Source organism: Sorangium sp. So ce362, from assembly GCF_051519845.1.
GTDB lineage: Bacteria > Myxococcota_A > Polyangia > Polyangiales > Polyangiaceae > Sorangium.
Window position 1 is genome coordinate 8086849 of the sequence record NZ_CP150332.1, and the last position, 22561, is coordinate 8109409.

Sequence of the window (22561 nt, forward strand, 5' to 3'; positions counted from 1 at the left end):
GCCCGCGCGGCAGCCCCTGCCCTCGCCCGCCGCGCGATCCGGCCCAGCAGCCGCCACAGGCGTGTCGCGGGCGCGCCGTCGCCTGCGGCCCCCTGCGCCGGCCCGGGCAGCGTGGTACCGGATGGTCCCCTACGCCCGCGTCCGGTATCCTCGCGACCCCGATCCCCTCGCGGTCTGTTGTTGTCCATGAGCACGAAGAACAGCACCCGCGCCAGGCGGCCATCCAGCAGGAAGAAGAAGCCAGCGACTGCGCAGGTCACACCCAGGCTGGATGTTCGTACGTCTGGCCCGGTCGCCGAGCGCGCCGAGGACACCGGAGCGCCGGCCCCCCGCGCGCCGCTCGCCCACGCGAGCCCCACCTATGTCGTCGGGATCGGCTCCTCCGCGGGCGGCCTCGCGGCGCTCAGGGTCCTGATAGGCGGCCTGAAGACCGCCGACCGGATGAGCCTCGTCATCGTGCAGCACCTCGCGCCGCAGCATCGGAGTCGGCTCGTCGAGATCATCGGCCACTGCACCGCCCTGAGCGTCAAAGAGGTCTCCGATGGCGAGGTCCTCTGCGCGAACACGGTCTACGTGACCCCGCCCAACGCCGACGTGGTGGCCGACGGCCGCGTCCTCCTCCTGCGGCAGCCCGAGACCCGGGTCGGCCCGAAGCCCTCGGTCGACCTGTTCTTCAAGTCGATCGCCGAGCACCACGGCGAGAACGCCATCGGCGTCGTCCTCTCGGGGACGGGGTCGGACGGCGCGCAGGGCGTCCGCGCCATCAAGGCCGCGGGCGGGGTCACCCTCTGCCAGACCTCCGAGTCGGCCAAGTACGACGGGATGCCGCGCGCCGCGAAGCAGACCGGCGCCGTCGACCTCGAGCTCGGCCTGGAGGAGATGGCCCATCAGCTCAGCAAATTCAACGAGCTCGCCGGCCGCTCCGACCCGCCGGACGCCTCGCTCAGGCAGCTCGGCCTGAGCCAGCAGGATCCTTATCATAGCATCCTCTCCTTCCTGGAGAAGGCGAGCCGGGTCGACTTCGCCCAGTACAAGCAGACCACCGTCCGCCGGCGGATCGAGCGGCGCGTCATCGCCACGCGCTGCGAGTCCATCGAGGCCTACGCCGACTACCTCCGCGTGCGCCCCGAGGAGGGCAGGCTCCTCTTCCAGGACGTCCTGATCTCGGTGACGTCGTTCTTCCGCGACGAGCCCTCGTTCAGGGCCCTCGCGGCCGCCATCGCGGAGCGGATCGACCGGAAGCGGCCCGGCGACAGCTTCCGCGCCTGGGTCGTCGGATGCGCCACGGGCGAGGAGGCGTACTCGATCGCCATCCTCGTGTTCGAGGCGCTCGCGAAGGCGAACAAGCAGCTCAACGTCCAGATCTTCGCGACGGACATCGACGAGCAGGCGATGTCCGTCGCGCGCAAGGGGCTCTATCAGAAGGCCTCCGTCGCCGACATCCCCTCCCGGCTGCGGTCCAGATACTTCGACGAGCAGGACCCGTCGTTCAGGATCAAGGACTACATCCGCGACGCCATCGTCTTCGCGCGCCACGACGTCGCCCGGGATCCGCCCTTTCTCAAGCTGGATCTCGTCTCGTGCCGCAACGTCCTCATCTATTTCAACCCCCACCTGCAGGAGCACACGCTCAAGACGTTCCACTTCGCGATGGACGACCAGGGCGCGCTGTTTCTCGGCAAATCCGAGTCGGCGACGACCGTGGGCGATCGGTTCGAGCTCACGGACAGGAACGCGAAGATCTTCGTCCGGTCCGCCAGGAAGGGCGACCTCCCGCGGTCGTACTCGAGGCAGGAGTTCAACCGCGAGAGCGCGCTCATCACGAAGGATCGCCAGTCCACCACAGCCATCGATCTCTTCAACGCCATGGTGAACGGCTTCGCCCCGGACTCGGTCCTTGTCGACGACGACCACCGGGTGCGGCACGTGTTCGGGAACGCCAACCGGTACCTGAACTTCCCCAAGGGCGAGCCCACCGTCTCGATCCAGAAGCTGCTCCCGCCCGACGCGGCGATCGAGCTCACCGCGCTGCTCCACCGGGCCGAGCGGTCGGGTCACGCTGCGAAGGGGGACCAGCGGCACGCGTTCGTCGTCGACCGCGAGGAGAGGCGGCTCCAGCTCACCGTCGTGCCGCTCCCGTCCGACGGCCGGACCGAGTTCATCATCCGCTTCAGCCACGCGCCGCACGCTCCGCCCCGCCCGGTCAAGGCGCCCGCGAGCGCCTCCCGCCTCGCGCCGGGGGAGCAGATCCGGCGGCTCGAGCAGGAGCTCGCGGCGACGCGGGAGCACCTCCAGACCCTCGTCGAGGAGCACGACACCGCGGGCGAGGAGCTCCAGGCCCTCAACGAGGAGCTCCAGTCGTCCAACGAGGAGCTCCAGTCGTCCAACGAGGAGCTCCAGTCCACCAACGAGGAGCTGGAGACCACGAACGAGGAGCTCCAGTCGGCGAACGAGGAGCTGACGACGCTGAACCAGGAGATCAACGTCAAATCGTCCGAGCTCACGACGCTCAACCAGCGGCTCGTCGCGATCCAGAACGCGATCGCCTATCCCCTCCTCGTCATCGACAAGAACCTCCGCCTGACCGACTACAACCCCGCCTCCCGCCACCTGTTCCGCATCTCGGAGGTGGATCGCGGCCAGCACGTCCGCGCCGCCCTCGCGCACCTCAACGTCGATCCCGTCCTCGAGATGATCATCGAGAGCGCGCGCGAGCGGCGGCCGATGAAGCTCCAGCTGGAGGTCGTCGACCGGCACTTCGAGGCGCGCATCCAGCTCATCCCGGGGCCGGAGGGCGAGGTGGACGGGGCCGTCGTGGGCTTCGTCGACAACACCGAGCTCGTGCACGCGCTGACCCAGAGCAGGCTCGGCAGGGAGCGGCTCTCCGCCATCCTCGACAACACGCCGGCGCTCGTGACCATGAAGGACGCGATCGGCGCCTACGTCTACGTCAACCAGCGCTTCTGCGACGTCCTCGGGCGCGCCAAGAAGGACGTGCTGGGGAGGACGGACGAGGAGCTGTTCGGCCAGAGGGCCGGCAGCGCGCTGCGGGAGCGCGATTTCGAGGTGCTGAAGAGCCGGTCGCCCACGTGGCAGGAGGAGAGCCTGCATGTGGGCGGCAGGCTCCGTTACTGGCTGTCGTCGAAGTTCCCCCTGCTCGACGACAGGCGGAACGCCCAGTCCGTCTGCACGATCGCGCTCGACATCACGGAGCGGGTGCTCCACGAGCAGCACCTCGAGGTCTTCAAGAAGGTCGTCTCCGCGTCCAACGCGGGCCTCGCGATCCTCGAGTCGGACGAGGGGCTTTACCGGGTGACCTTCGCCTCGAACGAGTTCGCCGACAAGGTCGGCAGGGGCGAGGCCGAGCTCCACGGTCTCGCGCTCGACGAGCTGCTCGGCATCGTCCTGCGCGGCGCGGAGTCGCCGCGCATCGCCGATGTCTCGGAGGCGGCCCGCCAGAGGCCGCTCGCGTCGTTCACCATCAACCTGGCAGAGCGGACGGGCGGCGAGCTCTGGATCGAGCTCCGGACCGCCACCGTCAACTTCGGCGCCGAGGAGCCGAGCTACCTCATCCTCCTGATCTTCGACATCACGCAGCGGGTCCAGGCGCAGCGGATCATCCTCTCCCAGCAGGAGGAGCTCTCGAAGTTCAGCAAGCTCGCGTCGCTCGGCGAGGTCGCGGCCGGGATCTCCCACGAGATCAACACGCCGCTCAACGTGATCACCACGAAGACCGATCTCCTGAAGAGGCTCGCGGAGCGGGGGCAGCTGGAGAAGGAGCGCCTCGCCCGCGTCGCGACCGAGATCGACCGCATGGTCGAGAACATCACCAACGTGATCTCCGGCCTCAAGTCCATCACCCGGATGGAGTCCGAGACGCTCCGCCCTCACGACGTCCAGGAGCTGATCCGGGAAGCCGTCCGCGTCAGCGGCTTCCGGCTCCAGCCGGCGAGCGTCCAGCTGAGCTTCGATCTACCGCGGGAGGAGCTCGTCATCGACTGCTACCCCGTCCAGATCGTGCAGATCCTCATCAACCTGATCAACAACGCGGTCGACGCCATCTCGGCGCTCCGGGAGCGATGGATCCGGATCGAGGCGCGCTCCTCGGACGACAAGGTCCACGTGCGCTTGATCGACAGCGGCAAGGGGATCGATCCCGGGCTCGCGGAGAAGATCATGACCCCGTTCTTCACGACGAAGAAGGAAGAGCACGGCACCGGGCTCGGCCTCAGCCTCTCGCGGAACATCGCGCAGCACCACGGAGGCGATCTGAGGCTCGTCACGGAGCACGAGAATACCTGCTTCGAGCTGGAGCTACCCCGGAAGCAAGCATGAGGCCCCCCGCGCACTTTGTGCGCACCTGGGCTCGCCGCAGGCGTGGACGGGCTCGTCCGAGCGGCGCCCCCGGGCTTCGTTCCCCGGGCCGGCCCCCTTGAATCGACGGTGAGTTTGCGTAGAGTACACGACTTCATGTAAGGTTGAACCTTACGCCTGCCTCACGCCTACTTGGAGCGCTGGAGACGGCCCGCGCCTCGAGCAAGGCGCGCCCCTGGGACTGGAAACCTCGACGTCCGTCGCACGAACTGCTAGTCCGTCGTGAATGCCCTGCGTGCGTGTTGGCACGCAGGCCCATGTGGTGGTGGGAGCATGCTCCTGAACATCATCATCGTCGAGGACAGCGAGGAGCTGTGCGAAGGGTGGCAGGACATCCTCACGCTCGACGGCCATCGCGTGCACTGCTTTCTCCACGGCAGGGATGCCCTCGAGAATCGGGCGCTCATCATGCAGGCCGACGTCCTGGTCACGGATTATTACTTACCCGATATCAATGGATTGACGCTGGTCTCCATGGTCCGGAAGGTCCGCGCGGACCTCCCGATCATCCTGCTCACCGGCACGCGCGACCCGGCCATCCGAGAGGGCCTCCGCCAGGTGGAGAACGCGATGTTCCTGAGCAAGCCGATCAGGATAGAGCAGCTGGAGCGCAGCATCCGCGAGCTCATCGCCGCCTCGTCGAAGGCCTCGTCCGCCGAGCCGGACAAGGTGGACAACGAGGGGGACCGCACGCGCTCCTCGCCGTACTGAGCCGCGCGCTCCGGGGCGGGCCTCGCGAGGTGAGGGGGTGTGGGGAGGGGGTGTGTGAGAGGGGCGCGCTGCCCCGCCTGTCGCACTTCCGGGAGGGCGCCGCCGTTTCGCGTGCAGCTTTCGCGTGCAGCGGTTGTTCGGACCGGTGTACTGTATCAAAACGGCGGACCGTACGTCGGACGCACCTCGGAGGAACCGATGCGAAGCGCGCTGCTCGTCCTCGTCGGAGTTCATGCCCTGCTGGGCTGCGGGGCGGCGTCGCGGAGAGAGCCGGCAGCCGACGCTGGTCCCGCGCACGTCCTGAGCGCCGCCCAGCACGGCTCGCTCGGAGAGACGCACGCCCCCCCGCCCTCGCCCGAGGAGGCCCCCCTGCCCTCGCCCGAGGAGGCCCCCCTGCGCGCGCCCGAGGAGAAGGAGCGCGCCGCCCTGCGCTTGCCTGGAAGCGAGCGCGCCCGCGACAGCGCGCCTGACGCCCCGAAGGAGCGTGCCCCGATCCCCCTGTCCGACAAGGGGCGAACGCCCGTCCACTCGGCCGACAAGGAGCGCGCCCCCGTCCGCCCGGCCGACAAGGGACGCGCCGCCCGCTCGCTCGAGGCCGACTGCAAGGCGCTCGGGCCGGAGGTGCAGAAGGCCTCACGGATGATCGAGGTGCTCCGGCAATCCGATCTGAACACGCCGCCCGACGTGCTCCGGCGGATCGCGGACCGGCTCGAGCTCTGGGCCCGCACGGCCGCGGTTCCGGCCTCGGATCCGAAGCTCGCCCAGGCGGCCACCGAGCTCCGGGAGAGCTTCGCCCGGACCGGCGCCGCGGTCCGCAAATTCCGGGCGTCCCTCGTCGCGCCCGACCGCAAGAAGGCCGGCGCCAGCCGCGCCGGGCTGGAGCGGGACCTCGATCAGGACGCCAAGGTCGTCCGGAGCATCGTCGGCCATTGCAAGAGCAACCCCTATGATCCGATCAAGGGCAAAGCGCACATTCCACCCCAGGTCGTGCGGCGCGTCGTCCAGGAGAACTTCGGCGCAATGCGCGCTTGCTACGAAAAGGGCCTTCGCCAGAACCCGAAGCTCCAGGGGCGCATTCCCGTGCACCTCGCCGTCGATGGCGAGGGGAAAGTGACGTACGCGGGGGACGCCGATCACCCGCCCGCGGACGCGCCCCTCCTCATCGCGCTCCCCTCGCCCGGCGCATCGGCGCCGTCGTCGACCGCTCCGCCGCTCCGCGATCCAAAGGTCGTTGGCTGCGTGCTCGACGTCTTCCGCGGCCTCCGGTTCCCCTCCCCCACGGACCGCAAGAGCGTCGCCACGGTGGTCTATCCCGTCGTCTTCGGTGTGGACGACAACCGCTCTTCGGCCACGTCCGCCAGGTGACGCAGAGCGCAATCGCCGGGGCGAGGCGGTGAACATCTACCGTCCGAGCGGGGCCGGCGCCAAGCATGCTCGCGGCCTGATGTGCAAAGTTATTTCCTTCTCAGGGGCCAGAGGGTAAGCATTTCCCCGATGAAGCTCTCGCTCACCGAGCTCCAGGACATCCGCCGCACGCTCGCGGCCCGCATCGTCTTCGGCCTCTCCACGCCCGGCACCGAGATCGCCGCGCTCCCTGCGTACCTCGCGCCGCCGCCGGACGGGATGACGGGCCGCGCCGTGGTGGTCGACGCCGGCGGCACGAACCTGCGCGCCGCGGTCGTGGAGCTCCTGCCGGGCGGCGTGTCGCGCATCGTCGCGGGGCCCGAGCCGGCGAAGTTCCCGGGCGGGCCGGAGGTCGCGGGCGACGCCTTCTTCGATGTGCAGGCGGAGCTTGTCGAGCGCCTCGGCGCCGTGCACGGGCTGCCGGTGGGGTACTGCTTCTCGTATCCTTCGGAGACGCTGCCGTCGCTCGATGCGCGGCTGCTCCGCTGGACCAAGGGCGTCCAGGTCGCGGGGGTCGAGGGCACCTGCGTGGGCGAGCGGCTCGGCCGGGCGCTCGGCGCGCGGAGGCTCCGGCCTGGCCCGGTCCGGGTGCTGAACGACACGGTGGCGAGCCTGCTCGGGGGCGCCTTCGCGCACGGCGGGTCGCAGGCTGCGGCGTTCGTCGGGCTCATCGTGGGGACGGGGACCAACATGGCCACGTTCCTCCCCGCCGGCCGCATCCCGAAGCTCAAGACGGGGCACTTCGTCGCGCCGATGGCGGTCAACCTCGAGAACGGCAACTTCAACCCTCCGCACCTCCAGCCCTTCGACGCGGAGGTCGACGCGAGCTCGGAGAACCCGGGGGCCCAGCGCTTCGAGAAGGCGGTGTCCGGGGCCTACCTGCCGCGGCTCTTCGCGCGGCTGTGCCCGGATCATGCCCCCCTGACGAGCTCCGCCGATCTCGTGCGGCTCCGCGACGAGGGCACGGGGGACGCGGGGCGGGTCGCCGGCGACCTGCTCCAGCGCTCGGCCGACCTCGTGGCGGCGGCGCTCGCGGCGGTCGCCGACGTGCTCGAGAGCCCCCCGGGGATCGGCATCCTCGCGGAGGGCAGCCTGTTCTGGGGCGATCCCCGCTACGCGCCGCGGGTGCAGGAGACGCTGCGCTCCCTCGTCGGCTCGCGCGTCGAGCCGCGGATCGCCCGGCTCGACCACGTCAACCTGATCGGGTCGGCCTGCGCCGCGCTGTTCGCCTGATCGGCCGCGCGCGTCGCCTTCGCTCGCCGCTCGGCGCGCGGCGAGGAGCGCGCCGGGACCGGAAGCGCGAAGCCTGAACAGGTTGCCAGGAGCGCGAAAGGACACAATTTTCCAGGATTTACGCTTATCTATCCAGAGCGACCGCGGCGTCCGGCCTGGCGGCGCGACCCTGCCGCGGGCATCCTGTGGCGGCAGGATCGCACATTTCTGGCCGTATCCGCCGTTTGGGACCACCATGGCGCAGCGTTGACCCCGTGGGAGGAGTTCGGTCGGTGATGTGTGGAACAGCAGCATGCTTCGGCGTTGCCGGACCGGATGGGCCGGCGGGGCGCCTCCGGTCGTCGCGGGCCGGCCCCGGCAGCCGGAATGGCTATCGTCGTTAGAGACATGCTCCCGTCGAACCGCAGACTCGCGTTCCGAAGGCAGCCGCACCTGCTCGACGACAGCGGGAGCGTCGGGGTGTGGATCACGCAGCCGTCGGGCATGGTCGTGCAGCTCCTGCGGGAGACGGCGGCGACGGGCGACCTGGCGCGGTTCATCTCGGTCGACGCGTACCAGAAGCTCGTGGGCGTCATGCGCCCGGGGGAGCGGGCGTACTTCATCTACGACATGGCGCTCATGGTGCGGTACGAGACCGAGGCGCGCGTGGTCTTGACGCAGTGGGGGCTCAGCGTGCGCGACAGGATCGAGCACATCGTGGTCCGTCCGCCGCCCGAGATGAACAAGCTCGGGCGCATGGGGATCCAGACGATCGCGGCCGCGATGAGCCTGGCGGGGGTGCAGCTCGACATCATGGACGACCTCGAGCCGTTCCTGCGCGAGCGGAACCTGCGGCCGCGGATCAGCCTCACCTGAGGGGGTGCTCCTGGGAGAGGGCCCTGAGGCCCTCCTGGAGACCCGGCCCCAGGAGGGAGGTCCGGCGGGCCTGGCTGGACCTGCTCAGCCCTGCGCTATCACGATGGGCGTGCGGAGCCGGCGAAGGTCAGTGCCCGCCGCCGGTCCCCTTGATCTCGAGCTGAGGACGGGAGGGATGCGGCCAGTCGAGGTGGAAGGACTTGCCGCGCGGCTGGTCGGTGCGCTCGTAGGTGTGGGCGCCGAAGTAGTCGCGCTGCGCCTGCAGGAGGTTCGCGGGCAGGTGGGCCGCGCGGTAACCGTCGTAGTACGACAGGGCCGACATGAACGCGGGCGCCCAGACGCCGTTCTGCGCGGCGATCGAGACCACCTTGCGCCAGTTGGACTGACCCAGCTTGATCTGATCGTTGAAGTACGGGTCGAGCAGGAGATTCGTCAGGCCAGGATTGCGCGTGTACGCCTCCGTGATCTTCTGGAGGAACCGGGCGCGGATGATGCAGCCGCCGCGCCAGATGCTCGCGATCGTGCCGAAATCAAGCTTCCACTTGTACTCCGCCTGGGCCGCCGCCATGAGCTGGAAACCCTGGGCGTAGGCGCAGATCTTCGAGCAATACAGCGCGTCGCGGATCGCCGTGATCGTCCCCTGCCGGTCCTTGACCGGGGTCGGGGTCGGTCCCGCGAGCTGCTTCGAGGCCTCGACGCGCTCGTCCTTCAGCGCCGAGAGGCAACGGGCAAACACCGCCTCGGCGATGGCGTTCGCGGGAATGCCCATATCGAGCGCATTGCTGCTCGTCCACTTGCCCGTGCCCTTCTGCCCCGCCGTGTCGAGGACGAAATCGACGAACGGCTTGTCCTGGTGGACAGGATCCTTCTGCTGGAGGATATCCGCGGTGATCTGGATGAGGTACGAGTCGAGATCGCCGCTGTTCCACTCGGCGAAGACCTGAGACATCTCGTCCTTCGACATCCCGAGCAGCCCGTCGAGGAGCGTGTACGCCTCGCAGATGAGCTGCATGTCGATGTACTCGATGCCGTTGTGGACCATCTTCACGTAATGGCCCGCGCCGTTCGGCCCGATGTACGCCGTGCAAGGCACGCCGCCCTCCACCGGCTTGCCAGGGGACGCGTCCTCGAGCGGCTTGCCGGTCGCAGGATCCACCTTGGCGGCGATCGCGCGCCAGATCGGCTCCAGGTGCTTCCAGGACTCGGGGTCGCCGCCGGGCATCAGCGAGGGGCCGAAGCGCGCCCCCACCTCGCCGCCGGAGACGCCCGAGCCGAAGAACTTGCACTGCTTCGCGTACTCCTGCTCGCGACGGATGGTGTCGGTCCAGAGCGAGTTGCCCAGGTCGACGACGATGTCGTCCGGCTCGACGCCCGCCTCGAGGAGCTGCTTGACCACCATGTCCACCGGCGGACCGGCCTTGACCAGGATCACCGCCTTGCGCGGCTTCTTCAGGGCGCGGACGAAGTCCTTCAGCGTCTCGCAGTAGACCAGGCCGCCGGGGGTGCTCGGGTTTCTCGCGACGAAGTCCTTCGCGACCTGCACCGTGCGGTTGTACACGGCCACCTTGAACCCGTGGTCGGCCATGTTGAGCGCGACGTTCTCGCCCATGACGGCCAGGCCGATCATGCCGATGTCGCAGCTGGATGTGGCATCATTCATCCCGGTTCTTCTCCTTCACACGTTGCTCATGCTCCGTCAGCGACCGGTTGTCTTGCGCGCATCGGAGGGCTCAGCAAGGCCCCGGCCCGCGCGCCGTCAATCTCGTTCGGTCGGCTGGCAGCCACGGCCGCGCATTCTGAGCAGGCCGGCGGCGCGGCGTCCAGTGCGCTCGCGACCGGCCGCCGTATGCGGTCGCTGGACGCCGCGCCGCCGGCGTGGAGCCGCGCTCGCGCGCCGTGGTAGGCTCGCGCCGGTGCGACCGGGCCCGGCGCTCGCAGGCCTCCTCCTTGCCGCTGCCGCAGCCTCGGCCTGCGGCCCCGCCACGTACAACGTCCGCGCGGCGCGCGCCTTCGCCAACGAGGACGCCCGCCGCGCGATCATCGACGACCGCGCGGCCGATCTGGAGCGCGCGGCCTGGCTGGCCGACGAGGTCCTCGCGAACACGCCCTACTCCCCGGGAGACCCGTGGGTCGCGGCGCTCCGCCTCGACGACGACGAGGGCGAACGGCTCCGCGAGCGCCTCGAGGAGGCGGCGCCGTACGACGGGGAGCACGAGGTCCCGCTCGCCAAGCTCTACCGCGTGAAGCTCGACGAGGCGCTCGCCCGCGCGGCGGCGCCCCGGCCGGCGCCGCCCGCGTTCGCGCGGCTCTTCGACGCGCTCGCGGCGCTCGCGGCGCCCGCGTCAGCGTCCGGGGAGAGCGCCGCGAGCCGCCTGCCGGCCGCGTGGCAGGCGCTCGTGGAGCACGCGCGGGCGCTCGCCGCCGAGGAGCGGAACGTCGAGCGGCTCTCGGCCGGAAGGCCCCTCGGCGCCCCCGACACGCCCGAGATCGGCGCCGCGAAGGGGAGGGTCGCCACGCAGCGGCGGGCGCTCGCCGGAGCGCAGCGGGACATCGCGGGCGCCGCCGCCACGCTCCGCGCGGCGGGCGCGGGGCAGGAGCCCGCCGCGACCCTCGCGCGCGACGCCCTCCGCGTCACGTCGTTCCTCCTGCGGATGCACACCGAGGCGCTCGCCGTGGCGCCCTACGTGGTGAAGCAGGCCCGGCGCGTCGCGCGGGGCGAGCCCGGCTACGGGGCCACCGTGGCGCGCGCGGAGGCGCTCTCCAGGGTCCTCGAGGAGCAGCGCGAGGCGCTCTCCGCCTGCGCCGAGGCGCTCTCCGTGCCGGCGCGGACGCCGCTCGAGGACACGGCGGGCTTCGAGATGCAGGAGAGCCTGCTCGATCAGGGCAGGGCGATCAGCCTCGACGCCGTCCACCTGCAGCTGAGGGGCGACGTCGAGCTCCTCTTCTTCCACCAGCTCGCGAGCCCGAGCTCCTCCGGCGGCATCAACGATTACCGGGGCCGGACGCGGCGGCTCGCCTACGACGTCGATCCCGTGTTCATGGTCGGCGGCCGGGCGCTGCTCACGTACGACTTCGAGCACGTGCGCAACGCCGCGCGCCTCAACGCCGGGTTCAAGACGGACCGGCTGTTCTCGTCGGGGGGCGACATCGCGTACGACAGCTCGCTCGGGAGGCTGATCGGCCTGAACGGGTTCGCGAGCGACGTCTTCGACATCGGCGCCGACCTCGCCGGCATCAGCACGAGCCTCAAGATCGCGCGGTTCACCGCCGGGACCGTGACCGAGCTCGCCGTCGATCCGGTGACCGGGCGGGACGCCGGCGCCCTGGCGAGCGCGCCGTTCCAGCTCCTGGTCCGCCAGGTGGACGTCGGCTTCGACGTGACGAAGCTCTTCCCGGAGGCCGCGGACGATCTCTATCTCGAGGAGCTGCTCGTCGGCTTCCGGTACATGGATTACAAGCTCCCGCGCATCTTCTATGCGCTCCGCGAGCGGGATCCGGGCACGGGCGACATCTACGTCTTCGAGCGGCAGAGCCCTGCCCAGAGCGTGACGTCGCGCTTCTACCAGGGCGGCTTCAGCGTGCGGATGGGCAACGGCGAGTGGCCGCGGCTCGCGCCGTTCGGCGACCTCGGCCTCTACGGCGGCGCCGGACCGGTGCGCTACGCCTTCCCGGCGGATCCCGCGGTCCCGGGCGGCGCGCGCGAGGCCGACGAGGCGACGATGATCGCGCTCTCCGGCAACCTGTCCCTGGGGCTCCGGCTCCGGCTGACCTCGAACCTCAGCCGGCTCCGCCTGCTGACCGAGCTGTCCTACAACGTCGAGGCGATCGGCCAGGGCATCGTGTCCAGCATCCACGCGACGAGACGCGGAGACGAGACGACCTACACGGTCGGCCGCAAGCTCGATATCGGCGGCTTCGACCTGTTCCACGGGCCCCGGCTGCTCGCGGTGCTCGTGCTCTGAGCCGGATCTGCCGCCGCCCCGAGCCTGTCTGTCGAGGCATGGCACGCTGTCACGGCCGGCGCCGACAACAGACCTCGACAACACATCGCGAAAGGCGCAAATTGCGTCAATCGCAGACAGCGCAGACAGCGTAGGTCGAGCGCGCAGCCCCCACACCTCGTCCTTGTTGTAGGGAGGCGTACGACGTCCAGTTCCTGAGTGCAGCCGTCCGGCCTCAGGTGTAAGCTCGTTCGACGCGGTGGACCCATGTCGCTGAACTTCAACGAGGGGAGGCTGTTCGCAGGCAGGTACCGCATCGTGCGCAGCATCGCGACCGGCGCGATGGGCGCGGTCTACGAGGTCGTGCACGTCGAGACGGAGCGGCGGCGGGCGCTCAAGGTGATGCACCCCCACCTCGCCGACAACCCCGAATTCCACGCCCGGTTCAAGCTCGAGGCGCGCATCGCCGCCCGCATCGCGACCGAGCACATCGTCGAGGTGTTCGACGCCGGGATCGACGAGGAGACCGGCATGCCGTTCCTCGTCATGGAGCTGCTCCGCGGCGAGGAGCTCAACAAGCGCCTCCGCCGCGCCGGGCGCCTGTCGCCGGCGGAGGTCATCGCCTACCTGCGCCAGACGGCGATCGCCCTCGACAAGACGCACGCCGCCGGGGTCGTCCACCGCGATCTCAAGCCGGCGAACCTCTTCCTGGCGGCGAGCGACGACGACGACGAGCTCCGCATCAAGGTGCTCGATTTCGGCATTGCCAAGCTCGTCGCCGAGACGTCGCTCGACTCGGCGACGACCGCGGCCCTCGGGACGCCGCTCTACATGGCGCCAGAGCAGTTCAGCGGCGCGTCGCTCTCGAAGGCCGCCGACCTCTTCGCCCTCGGCATGATCGCGTACACGCTCCTCGTCGGCAAGGCCTACTGGGTGAACGACATGCGGGAGTTCAGCAACACGCTCGCGTTCGCGGTCATCGCAATGTACGGCCCGCAGGAGCCCGCGTGCGCGCGCGCGGAGGCCGACGGGGTGACGCTGCCCCCGGCCTTTGACCCGTGGTTCGCGAAGGCGACGGCGCGCGACCCGGCGGCGCGCTTTTCGACCGCATCGGCCGCCGTGGAGGCGCTCGCCAAGATCTTCGACATCGTGCCCGTGTCGATGAGGTCGTCGCTCCTGTCCAGGGTGGACACGCCGGACCCGCGTGGGGGCCAGGGGCCCGCGTCGTCGGTGCCTGCGGCCGCCCAGTCCTCCAGCACGGGCCTGGAGACCCGGATCGTCGTCGCCGCGAGGCCGCGGAGCCGGTCCGCGATCGCTGCCGCGGCCCTCGTCCTGGCCGGCGGAGGCGCCATCGCGCTGACCTCGCTGCGCGGGGGTGTGCCCCCTGCCCCCGGCGCTGCGGAGGACGTGCCGGCGGCCGTGGCTGCAGCCGCCTCGCCGACCCCCGCGCCGACGTGGACCGGGCCGGCTCCCGCCCTCCCCGAGGCCTCCGGGGCGCCTGGAGCGGCCGGCCTCCTGATGCCTGCGACGAAATCCTCCGCGTCGCGCGAGGACGGCGACCGAACGCCCGCCCCCGCAGCAGCGCCTGCGAGCGCGAGGGCCTCGATGCCGCCGCCCGCCGCGGCGCCCTCGCCCGCCGCAGCGCATTCGCCGGGCGCGGCGCCCTCGCCCGCCGCAGCGCCTTCGCCTGGCGCGGCGCCTTCGCCCGGCGCGGCGCCTTCGCCCGACGCGGGGCACGGGCCCACGCCGGCCGCGGAGCCGTCCGCTTCCTCCTCGGCCAGGCCCCGGGAGGCGCTCTACTCGGCGGACTGACGTCGCGGCCTCTTCGGCGGCCGGATGCAGCGGCAGCGGAGCGGTGCTTTTCTCGCCTGGGGCGAACCCGGGGATGATATCTCCTGCTCCACCGATGCGATTCGTCTGGCCTGCGCCCGTGTTGAGCGGATTGCTGAGCATGGCCCTCATCGCTCCGGCCAGCGCGCAGCCCGACGCCGTCGCCGTGGCCGAGTCGCTCTTCAACCGCGGCCTCGCGGACATGCTGGCGGGCCGGTATCCGGCGGGCTGCCCTGCCCTCGCCGAGAGCCATCGGCTCGATCCTCGCGCAGGGCGGCTGTTCACGCTCGCCGAGTGCGAGGCCCTGTGGGGGCGCATCGCCACCGCCGTTGCGCGCTACAACGATTTTCTGGCGCTGTACTCCCGCATGTCGGAAGCCGAGAAGCTCCAGCAGCACGAGCGCTACAAGGTCGCGCTCGAGCAGCGCAACGCGCTCGCGCCGCTCGTGCCGCAACTCACGCTGTCGCTGCCGGGCGGCGCGCCCGCGGGCACGGTCGTGCAGCGCGACGGCATCACCCTGGAGCGGCCTTCCCTCGGCATCGCGCTCCCCGTCAACCCGGGAGAGCACGTCGTGACGACGAGGGCGCCAGGGGGGCCCGTGCACGAGGTGCGGTTCACGATCGACAAGTCCGCGTCGACGACGATCGAGCTCGAGGTGAAGCTCCCCGTCGAGGAGCCGTCGCGCGCGGGACCGATGGATTGGCCGCCCAGCCAGGTCGTCGGGCCGCCCGTGAAGCCCATCGAGGGTCCTGCCCCGTCCACGCAGGCGTCCGGGACCAGCGGCCGCCGCATCGTGACCTACGTGGCGGGCGGGCTCGCCGTGAGCGGGCTGGTCCTCGGGTCGGTGACCGGATGGATGGCGCTCGACGAGAGCAGCCGCGCGGCCGAGGCGTGCGAGGACGACAGCCCCGGCGCGGCGATATGCACCCCCAAAGGAAAGGCCGCCGGCGACCGCGCGAAGGCCCTCGGGAGGGTGAGCACGATCGGCTTCAGCGCCGGGGCGGTGCTGGCGGGCGCGGCGGTGCTGCTCTTCCTGACGGAGCCGTCCCCGCCCGGCCCGCGGGCGGCCGCAGCAGCCCGCTCGCTGGCCAGCGCCGCACCCCGCCCGAAGGCCGGCGCGGTGAGCTGGTCGCTGCTCGCCGGACCGAACGGCGGCGGCGTCGCGGTGCACAGCCGGTGGTGAGCCAGCCCGCACCCGGGCCGGCGCGCCCGGGTGGTAGTTGGCGATGAGGAAAGGACAACTCATGATCACGAAGACCACGATGACCATGTTCGGGCTCGCCGCCTCCGGGTTGCTCGCGGGCTGCACGGAGACACTCGACTCGAAGCAGATCCGCACCGGAGGGATCTCGGCGACCCTGGAGGCGACCGCCGAGAGCGCGTCGTCGACGAGCCTGAAGGCCATCCTCAAGGCAGGCGGCGACGAGAGCAACACGTACGTCATCCTGAGCGCGGGAGACCGGATCTTGGCGACCGCGGACGACGAGGAGGTCGAGATGCGCTCCGAGAGCGCCGGGGTCTATGTGGCTCACTTCGACGTCGGGGAGGGAGGCACCGAGCTCACGGTGCGGCTCGACCGCGAGGACGACGACGACGCGCCGAACAACGCCGGGACGCTCCCCGACCCGTTCGAGCTCGAGGCGCTGCCCAAGGAGCCGGTCTCGCGCGCCGAGGACATCACGATCGCGTGGTCGCCGAGCGGCTCGGGGGACGACATGGTGATCCGGGTGGACGGCGACTGCATCTTCTCCAAGACGTTCGATGTGGGGGGCGACACGGGGACGTACACCATCGCCGCGGGCGTGCTGGACCCGACGAGCTCACAGGAGCCCGAGAGCTGCGATGTGGACATCGTGATCAGCCGCACGCGCGGCGGCACGACGGACAAAACCCTGGACCCGGAGAGCTCGTTCGAGCTGAGCCAGGTCCGGGAAGGCCGCTTCACCTCGGCGCCCTGACGCGTCCCCGGCCCTCTCCCCCCTCGCGCGGCGCCTCCCCGGCGTCAGCGCGGGGCGGCGGGCTCAGCCGGACAGCGCGGCGCGGTCGTCCTCGCGAGGGCCCACCAGCATCCGGTCCCCTTCACCAGCACGGGTCAGCCTGCCGAGACCTGCGCCTACCGGTAGAAGGCGAGATCGTCGATCCAGATATCGAACTCCTGCCTCGGATCGAAGCTGAAATAGAAGCCCCAGAGCCGGTCCATGGCGGGCGCGTCGAACTGCTGACCGAACCCTCCCTGTTTGAGGCACTCCACTGGAATCTTGAATTGCTTCCAGTCGCCCGCCAGCACGACGTGCTTGTGGAAATGGTCGTTGCATCGGTCGTTCGCGTTGTCGCAGATGCCCCCCGTATGGCGGGTCTGCTGTTCGACGAACATCACCTTCAGCCTCCTGGAGGAGCCCTCCTCGGCGCGGGCCCAGAAGGTGATGCCACGGTACTCGGAGGCATCGCCGTAGTCATCGTAGTACACATAGACGGCGACACCGGCTCCCCAGACACGGAAGCCGTCATTCGCGCTCGTGCGCAGGGCCACGAGGCTATCGCCGCGCGGAGGGTCGAGGGGGGTCATCAGGTCAGGCTCGTTGACAGGCTCGTGGATCCCGTCCACGGACTCGTCGTGGTCCATGAACCAGTCCCCTCCTCGAGGGATTGCGCTGTCCCCCTCGGGGATCGCGAGGTCCTCGTCTTCCATATCGTCGATGATCGACAGGTCCAGGCTCTCCCCCGGCATCACCTCGAGGACCGCGCACGCCGGCTCCGCACCGCCGCCCCCAGCGCCCCCTCCCCCGGCGCCGCTGCTCGCGGTCGTGCCCCCGGCGCCGCTGCTCGCGGTCGCGCCCCCGGCGCCGCTGCTCGCGGTCGCGCCCCCGCCGTCACCGCCTCCTGCGCCGCCGCGCCCGTCGGCCCCGCCCTCGGTGTCGTAGCTCTTGTCGAAGCCGAAGATCTGCGCGCATCCGAGCCCGAGCATCGCGAGGGCACATGCGCCGGCGCACCCAACGAAAAACAGCCCTGTCTTCCTTCTCATGGCAGTCTTCCAGACATCTTCTATCCACGAGGGTAGGACGGTGACCGCCCAAATGAAATGGGGACATGGCCGAGGCGCCTCGCTGCCGCCTGCCGCCCTGCCCCCGAGGAGCCGGTCGCCGCACATTCCCCGGCGCGGCGCGCTGCCGCGCATCCGGGGCTCGCAGGGGAGCGGCGCCGGCTCAGCCGAGCAGCGCGGCGTAGTCGTCCTCGCGAAAGCCCACCAGCACCCGGTTGCCCTTCACCAGCACGGGCCGCTTGACGAGCTTCCCATCCTCGGTGAGCCACCGCGCGACCTCCGCGTCGCTCGCGGCGTCCACCCGCGCCTTGCCGAGCGCGCGGTAGCTCTGCCCGCTCGTGTTGAGCCACCGGCGCACCGGGAGCCCGCTGGCCGGGACCCACCGGGCGAGCTCCTCGGCCGTCGGCGGCTCGTCGACAATGGGCCGGACGGCGACGTCCACGCCGCGCTCGCCGAGCCACTTCAGCGCCTTCTTGCAGGTGCTGCAGCCGGCATAGGAGAGGATCTGAACCTTGCTCATGCCCGCCTTCTGCCCTCGCCCGCAGGAGAGAGCAAGCGCGACGAAAATGCAGGAGAAGCGCAGCCGCTGCCACAGCCGAGGGCCGTCGCTGGAAAGATTCCCCATAGCAAGAGAGAAACCCGAGCTCGCATAAGCAAAGACCTCGGTCCGGAAGCGAGCAAAGCGCAGAGTCACCACGGCTCAGCAGCGCGCCCAGGCCGCCGCGCAGGGTGCAAGAATTGCTACATCGCGCGACGGGCCGTCTGGTATACGTGCGCGGAAAGGAGCCGCCTCCAGCGGCAGCGACCCTCGTGATCCGCCTCGATTCCATCAGCAAGCAGCACGGTAAGCAGATCCTCTTCCTCGAGGCCTCCGCGGCGGTGAACCGCGGCGAGAAGATCGGCCTGGTCGGGCCGAACGGCTCCGGCAAGACGACGATCTTCCGGATGATCACCAAGGAGGAGGCGCCCGACGGCGGCCAGGTCGCGATCGACCGCGGCGTCACCATCGGCTACTTCAGCCAGGATGTCGGCGAGATGAAGGGCAGGAGCGCCGTCGCCGAGACCATGGACGGCGCCGGCCCGGTCTCCACCGTCGCCGCGGAGCTCCGCGAGCTCGAGGCCGCGCTCGCCGACCCCGAGCGCATGGACGAGATGGAAAGCCTGATCGAGCGCTTCGGGCAGGCGCAGGCCCGCTACGAGGAGCTCGGCGGCTACGCGCTCGACGCCAAGGCGCGCGAGATCCTCGCCGGCCTCGGCTTCAGCCAGGCCACGATGGACGGCGACGTCGGCGCCCTCTCGGGCGGCTGGAAGATGCGCGTCGCGCTCGCGCGCATCCTCCTCATGCGGCCTGACGCGCTCCTGCTCGACGAGCCGACAAACCACCTCGACATCGAGTCGATCATCTGGCTCGAAGGGTACCTGAAGCAGTATCCAGGCGCGCTCGTCATGACCTCGCACGACCGCGAGTTCATGAACCGCATCGTCACCAAGATCATCGAGATCGACGGCGGCGAGCTCACCAGCTACTCGGGCAATTACGAGTTCTACGAGCAGCAGCGCGCCATCAACGAGCAGCAGGCCGAGGCCCAGTACGAGCGCCAGCAGGCGATGCTCGCGAAGGAGATGCGCTTCATCGAGCGCTTCAAGGCGCAGGCCGCCAAGGCGGCGCAGGTCCAGTCGCGCGTGAAGAAGCTCGAGAAGATCGACAAGGTCGAGCCGCCGAAGCGCCGGAGGACCATCCGCTTCGAGTTCAAGCCCGCGCCGCGCTCGGGCGACGACGTGGCGCGCCTCGACGGGGTCACGAAATCGTTCGGAGGCCGCCCCATCTACGACGGGCTCGATCTCCTGATCCGCCGCCGCGAGCGCTGGTGCGTCATGGGCGTGAACGGCGCCGGCAAGTCCACCCTCCTCAAGCTCATCGCGGGGGCCTCCGCGCCGGACGCCGGCGAGGTGAGCGTCGGCGCGAGCGTCAAGATGGGGTACTTCGCGCAGCACGCGATGGAGCTCCTCGACCCGACCCGCTCGGTCTGGGAGTCCATCGTCGCGAGCTTCCCCCAGGCCTCCATCGGCTCGCTCCGCACGCTCGCCGGCGCATTCGGCTTCTCCGGCGACGACATCGACAAGCCCTGTCGCATCCTGTCCGGCGGCGAGAAGGCCCGCCTCGTGCTCGCGATCATGCTCTACGATCCGCCGAATTTCCTCGTCCTCGACGAGCCGACAAACCACCTCGATATGGCGACCAAGGAGATGCTCGTCGGGGCGCTCGCCTCGTTCGAGGGCACCATGCTGTTCGTCTCGCACGATCGCCGCTTCCTCGCCTCGCTGTCGAACCGCGTCCTCGAGCTCGTGCCCGAGGGACCGCGCGTCTACGGCGGCGGATACCTGGAGTATGTCGCCCAGAGCGGACACGAGGCGCCAGGCATCCGGAGCTGACGGGGACCTCGCGCATGGCCGCGCGGGCCGCGCCCGGCCATGCGGGCTGTACCTGAGCTCGACTCCCGCTCGTCGGCTCCGCTCACCACGCGGCGCGAGGTGAACACACGCTCAAGCTTTCGCGCTATCGTAAGGGCCCAGATGGATCAGCTCGGTAGACCGAGCCCAAAGCGGCTCTCCGGCTTCGTCCAGCGCCACCACGGCGCGATCCTGGAGGCTTGGAAGCAGCGAGTCCAGGCGCTGAGCCCGGCGCGGCGGCTGTCGGATCCGATGCTGACCGACCATATCCCGAACGTCCTCGACTACATCGCCGAGGTCACGGGCAGCGCGAGCACGCGGGCCGCGATCGACCAGAAGCTCCAGGCCATGCCCGGGTATCACGCGCTGAGCCGGCTCGCCCACGGGTACGACCTCGCCGACGTGGTGATGGAATACGCGGCGCTCCGCGCCGTGATCCTGGAGCTCTGGGAGCGGGACGGCGACGGAGACGGCGGGCGCGAGCTGATCCAGCTGAACGCGGCGCTCGACGAGGCGATCGCGGACGCCGTGTCGCGCTACCAGGAGGCGCGCGTGCGCGTGCTCCAGGCGCTCGACGCGATCTCGGCGGCCGCCCTCGGCAGCAGCGACCTGGACACCTTCCTGGAGGCGCTCATCCGGGCCACGCGGGAGGCGGCGGCCGCCGTGGACGTGGCGATCGTCCTGCTCGGGGACGGGGACCACCTCGAGGTGCACGCGACGGCCGGCCTCGGCGACGGGCCGCTGCTCGGCCCGCCGCTCGAGGCGACGCGGGAGCTCGCCCGGGCGGTCCTCGCGCTGCGCGGTCCCACCTCGCTCGACGCCGCGCTCCCGACCTTGCCCGTGACGGCGCGCGAGATCCGGTCGAGGGGGCTGCGCGCCGTCTACGGCGTGCCGCTGCTCCACGAGGGGCACCCGATCGGCGTCGCGATCCTCGGCTCCCGCAGCGCCGCGGAGTTCTCCGAGGAGGACCTGCTGATGCTCCGCACGATGACCAGCCGGGCGACCGGGATCATCGTGCAGGCGCAGCTCGTCGCGAAGGAGCGCGCGTCGCGGCACCAGGCGGACGACGCCCGCGCGCTGCTCGCGACCGTGATCGAGCAGATGCCGGCGGGGCTCATCATCGGCGAGCGGGAGACGGGGCGCGTCCTGCTCACGAACCAGCAGGCCACGGCGCTCTTCCGGGGGTCGCTCGCCGGCGTCCAGAGCATCGAGGGCTACAACCTCTACCGGGGGTTCCACCCGCGGTCGGGCAAGCCGTACGAGACGTGGGAGTGGCCGCTCGCGCGCACCGTCACGACCGGCGAGGTCGTGAACGACGAGGAGATCGACGTGCTCCGCGGGGACGGCACGTGGGGGCGGATCCTCGTGCGCTCGTCGCCGGTCCGGGACCCGGTCGGGCGCGTCTCGGCGGGCGTCGTGACCTTCTTCGACATCACCGAGCGCACGCGCGCCGAGCAGGGGCAGCGCTTCCTGGCCGCCGCGAGCGCCGCCCTGAGCGACAGCCTCGATCTCCAGAGCACGCTCGACCGGCTCGGCCGCCTCACGGTCCCCGAGCTCGCGGACTGGTGCGTCATCCAGACGCTCCCGGAGCTCGAGGCGGCGCGGCGGGTCACGGTGACGCACGCGGATCCGGAGGCGGTCCGGAGGGCGCACGCGATCTTCCGCGAGGTGGATCCGCCTCCGGGGCTCGCGGCGCTGATGGAGAAGGTCCCCTGCATCGAGCGCCCGGAGCTCGTCCGGGACCTGTCGCACCCGCTGCTCGCCTCGTTCGGCGAGCACGCCGCCTTCCGCCGGCTCGTCGGCGAGCTCGGGATCACGTCGGCCATGGTGGTCCCGATGGTCGCGCGGGGCCGCACGTTCGGCTGCATCACCCTGGCGACCGCGGAGTCCGGCCGGATCTACGACGAGGCGGACCTCGCGGTCGCGCACGATCTGGCGCAGCGGGCGGCGCTCGCCGCGGACAACGCCCGGGTGTACGAGGCCGCGCAGCGCGCCATCGAGCTCCGGGACAACGTGCTCGCCACGGTGTCCCACGACCTCAGGAACCCCCTGAGCGCGATCATCACGGCGGCCGCCGTGATGACCAAGCGCGCGGCGGTGCGCGGGGAAACGGGCGAATCGAAGGCGATCCAGGCGATCCAGCGCTCGGCGCACCGGATGGATCGGCTGCTCCACGACCTGCTCGACTTCGCGAGCCTCCGCGCCGGCCGGCTGGCGCTGCGCCGGCAGCCGCAGGACCCGCGGGAGATCGGCCGGGAGGCGGTCGAGACGTTCGAGCCGCAGGCCCAGGAGAAGGGGATCCACCTGGGCGTCGTGTCGTCGACCGAGGACGTCCCGCTCGTCGTGTGCGATCGCGATCGCGTGCTCCAGGTGCTCTCGAACCTCCTGAGCAACGCGGTCAAGGTGACGGGCGCCCAGGGGTCGATCACGGTGCGGTGCGAGCACCGGCAGGAGCACGTCCTCTTCTCGGTGGCGGACACGGGGCCGGGGATCCCGGAGGACGAGCTGCCCTACCTCTTCGAGCGGTTCTGGCGCGGCCAGCGGAACGGCTACAAGGGCACCGGGCTCGGGCTGGCCATCGCCCGCGAGCTCGTCGTCGCGCACGGGGGGACCATCCACGTGGAGAGCCGCGTGGGCGTGGGGACCACCTTCCGGTTCACGATCCCGGTGGGGAACGCCGAGGGCTGAGCCGGCGGCGGGTCCGCGCGGCCGCGGGATGAGC

14 protein-coding genes are annotated in these 22561 nt (G+C 70.7%); 11 read left to right on the forward strand and 3 right to left on the reverse strand.

Annotated features, from left to right (window positions below):
* Positions 1-186: 186 nt before the first annotated feature.
* The 5 genes from WMF17_RS30965 (at position 187) to WMF17_RS30985 (ending at position 8577) form a co-directional block, all read left to right on the forward strand.
* The gene (locus tag WMF17_RS30965; RefSeq protein ID WP_437644555.1) at positions 187-4335 is read left to right on the forward strand and encodes a chemotaxis protein CheB; all 4149 of its coding nucleotides are present in this window, start codon (positions 187-189) and stop codon (positions 4333-4335) included.
* Positions 4336-4647: 312 nt separating this feature from the next.
* The gene (locus tag WMF17_RS30970; RefSeq protein ID WP_437596776.1) at positions 4648-5085 is read left to right on the forward strand and encodes a response regulator; all 438 of its coding nucleotides are present in this window, start codon (positions 4648-4650) and stop codon (positions 5083-5085) included.
* Positions 5086-5283: 198 nt separating this feature from the next.
* Positions 5284-6450, forward strand: a complete 1167-nt coding sequence (locus WMF17_RS30975) for an AgmX/PglI C-terminal domain-containing protein (RefSeq protein WP_437644557.1) — start codon at positions 5284-5286, stop codon at positions 6448-6450.
* A 129-nt stretch (positions 6451-6579) separates the two neighbouring features.
* The gene (locus WMF17_RS30980) at positions 6580-7722 is read left to right on the forward strand and encodes a hexokinase family protein (protein ID WP_437644558.1); all 1143 of its coding nucleotides are present in this window, start codon (positions 6580-6582) and stop codon (positions 7720-7722) included.
* 387 nt (positions 7723-8109) lie between these two features.
* Entirely contained in the window at positions 8110-8577 is a 468-nt protein-coding gene (locus WMF17_RS30985) for a hypothetical protein (RefSeq protein ID WP_437596779.1), read from the forward strand.
* Positions 8578-8704: 127 nt separating this feature from the next.
* On the opposite strand, the gene gndA is transcribed toward WMF17_RS30985, so the two are convergent.
* A complete protein-coding gene (gene gndA, locus WMF17_RS30990; RefSeq protein WP_437596780.1) occupies positions 8705-10237 on the reverse strand; it encodes an NADP-dependent phosphogluconate dehydrogenase in 1533 nt (510 codons plus the stop codon).
* Between the two features lie 253 nt (positions 10238-10490).
* On the opposite strand from gndA, the gene WMF17_RS30995 reads away from it, so the two are divergent.
* The 4 genes from WMF17_RS30995 (at position 10491) to WMF17_RS31010 (ending at position 16306) form a co-directional block, all read left to right on the forward strand.
* Entirely contained in the window at positions 10491-12539 is a 2049-nt protein-coding gene (locus WMF17_RS30995) for a hypothetical protein (protein WP_437644560.1), read from the forward strand.
* Positions 12540-12785: 246 nt separating this feature from the next.
* Positions 12786-14330, forward strand: a complete 1545-nt coding sequence (locus WMF17_RS31000; protein WP_437644562.1) for a serine/threonine-protein kinase — start codon at positions 12786-12788, stop codon at positions 14328-14330.
* A 139-nt stretch (positions 14331-14469) separates the two neighbouring features.
* On the forward strand, positions 14470-15531 hold the full coding sequence (locus WMF17_RS31005; RefSeq protein WP_437644564.1) for a hypothetical protein: 1062 nt from the start codon (positions 14470-14472) through the stop codon (positions 15529-15531).
* A 61-nt stretch (positions 15532-15592) separates the two neighbouring features.
* Positions 15593-16306 carry a hypothetical protein gene (locus WMF17_RS31010; protein WP_437644566.1) on the forward strand — a complete coding sequence of 238 codons (714 nt, stop codon included), beginning with the start codon at positions 15593-15595 and terminating at the stop codon, positions 16304-16306.
* A 155-nt stretch (positions 16307-16461) separates the two neighbouring features.
* Here WMF17_RS31010 and WMF17_RS31015 read toward each other — a convergent pair whose 3' ends face one another.
* Both WMF17_RS31015 and WMF17_RS31020 read right to left on the reverse strand, forming a co-directional pair.
* Positions 16462-17370 (reverse strand): hypothetical protein, encoded by a 909-nt coding sequence (locus tag WMF17_RS31015; protein ID WP_437644567.1) that lies wholly within the window; start codon positions 17368-17370, stop codon positions 16462-16464.
* A 181-nt stretch (positions 17371-17551) separates the two neighbouring features.
* Positions 17552-17908 carry an arsenate reductase family protein gene (locus tag WMF17_RS31020; RefSeq protein ID WP_437596786.1) on the reverse strand — a complete coding sequence of 119 codons (357 nt, stop codon included), beginning with the start codon at positions 17906-17908 and terminating at the stop codon, positions 17552-17554.
* A 290-nt stretch (positions 17909-18198) separates the two neighbouring features.
* On the opposite strand from WMF17_RS31020, the gene WMF17_RS31025 reads away from it, so the two are divergent.
* Positions 18199-19821: an ABC-F family ATP-binding cassette domain-containing protein gene (locus tag WMF17_RS31025; RefSeq protein WP_437596787.1), complete on the forward strand. Its 1623-nt coding sequence runs from the start codon at positions 18199-18201 to the stop codon at positions 19819-19821.
* Positions 19822-19962: 141 nt separating this feature from the next.
* Positions 19963-22527 (forward strand): ATP-binding protein, encoded by a 2565-nt coding sequence (locus WMF17_RS31030; RefSeq protein ID WP_437644569.1) that lies wholly within the window; start codon positions 19963-19965, stop codon positions 22525-22527.
* Positions 22528-22561 lie beyond the last annotated feature (34 nt).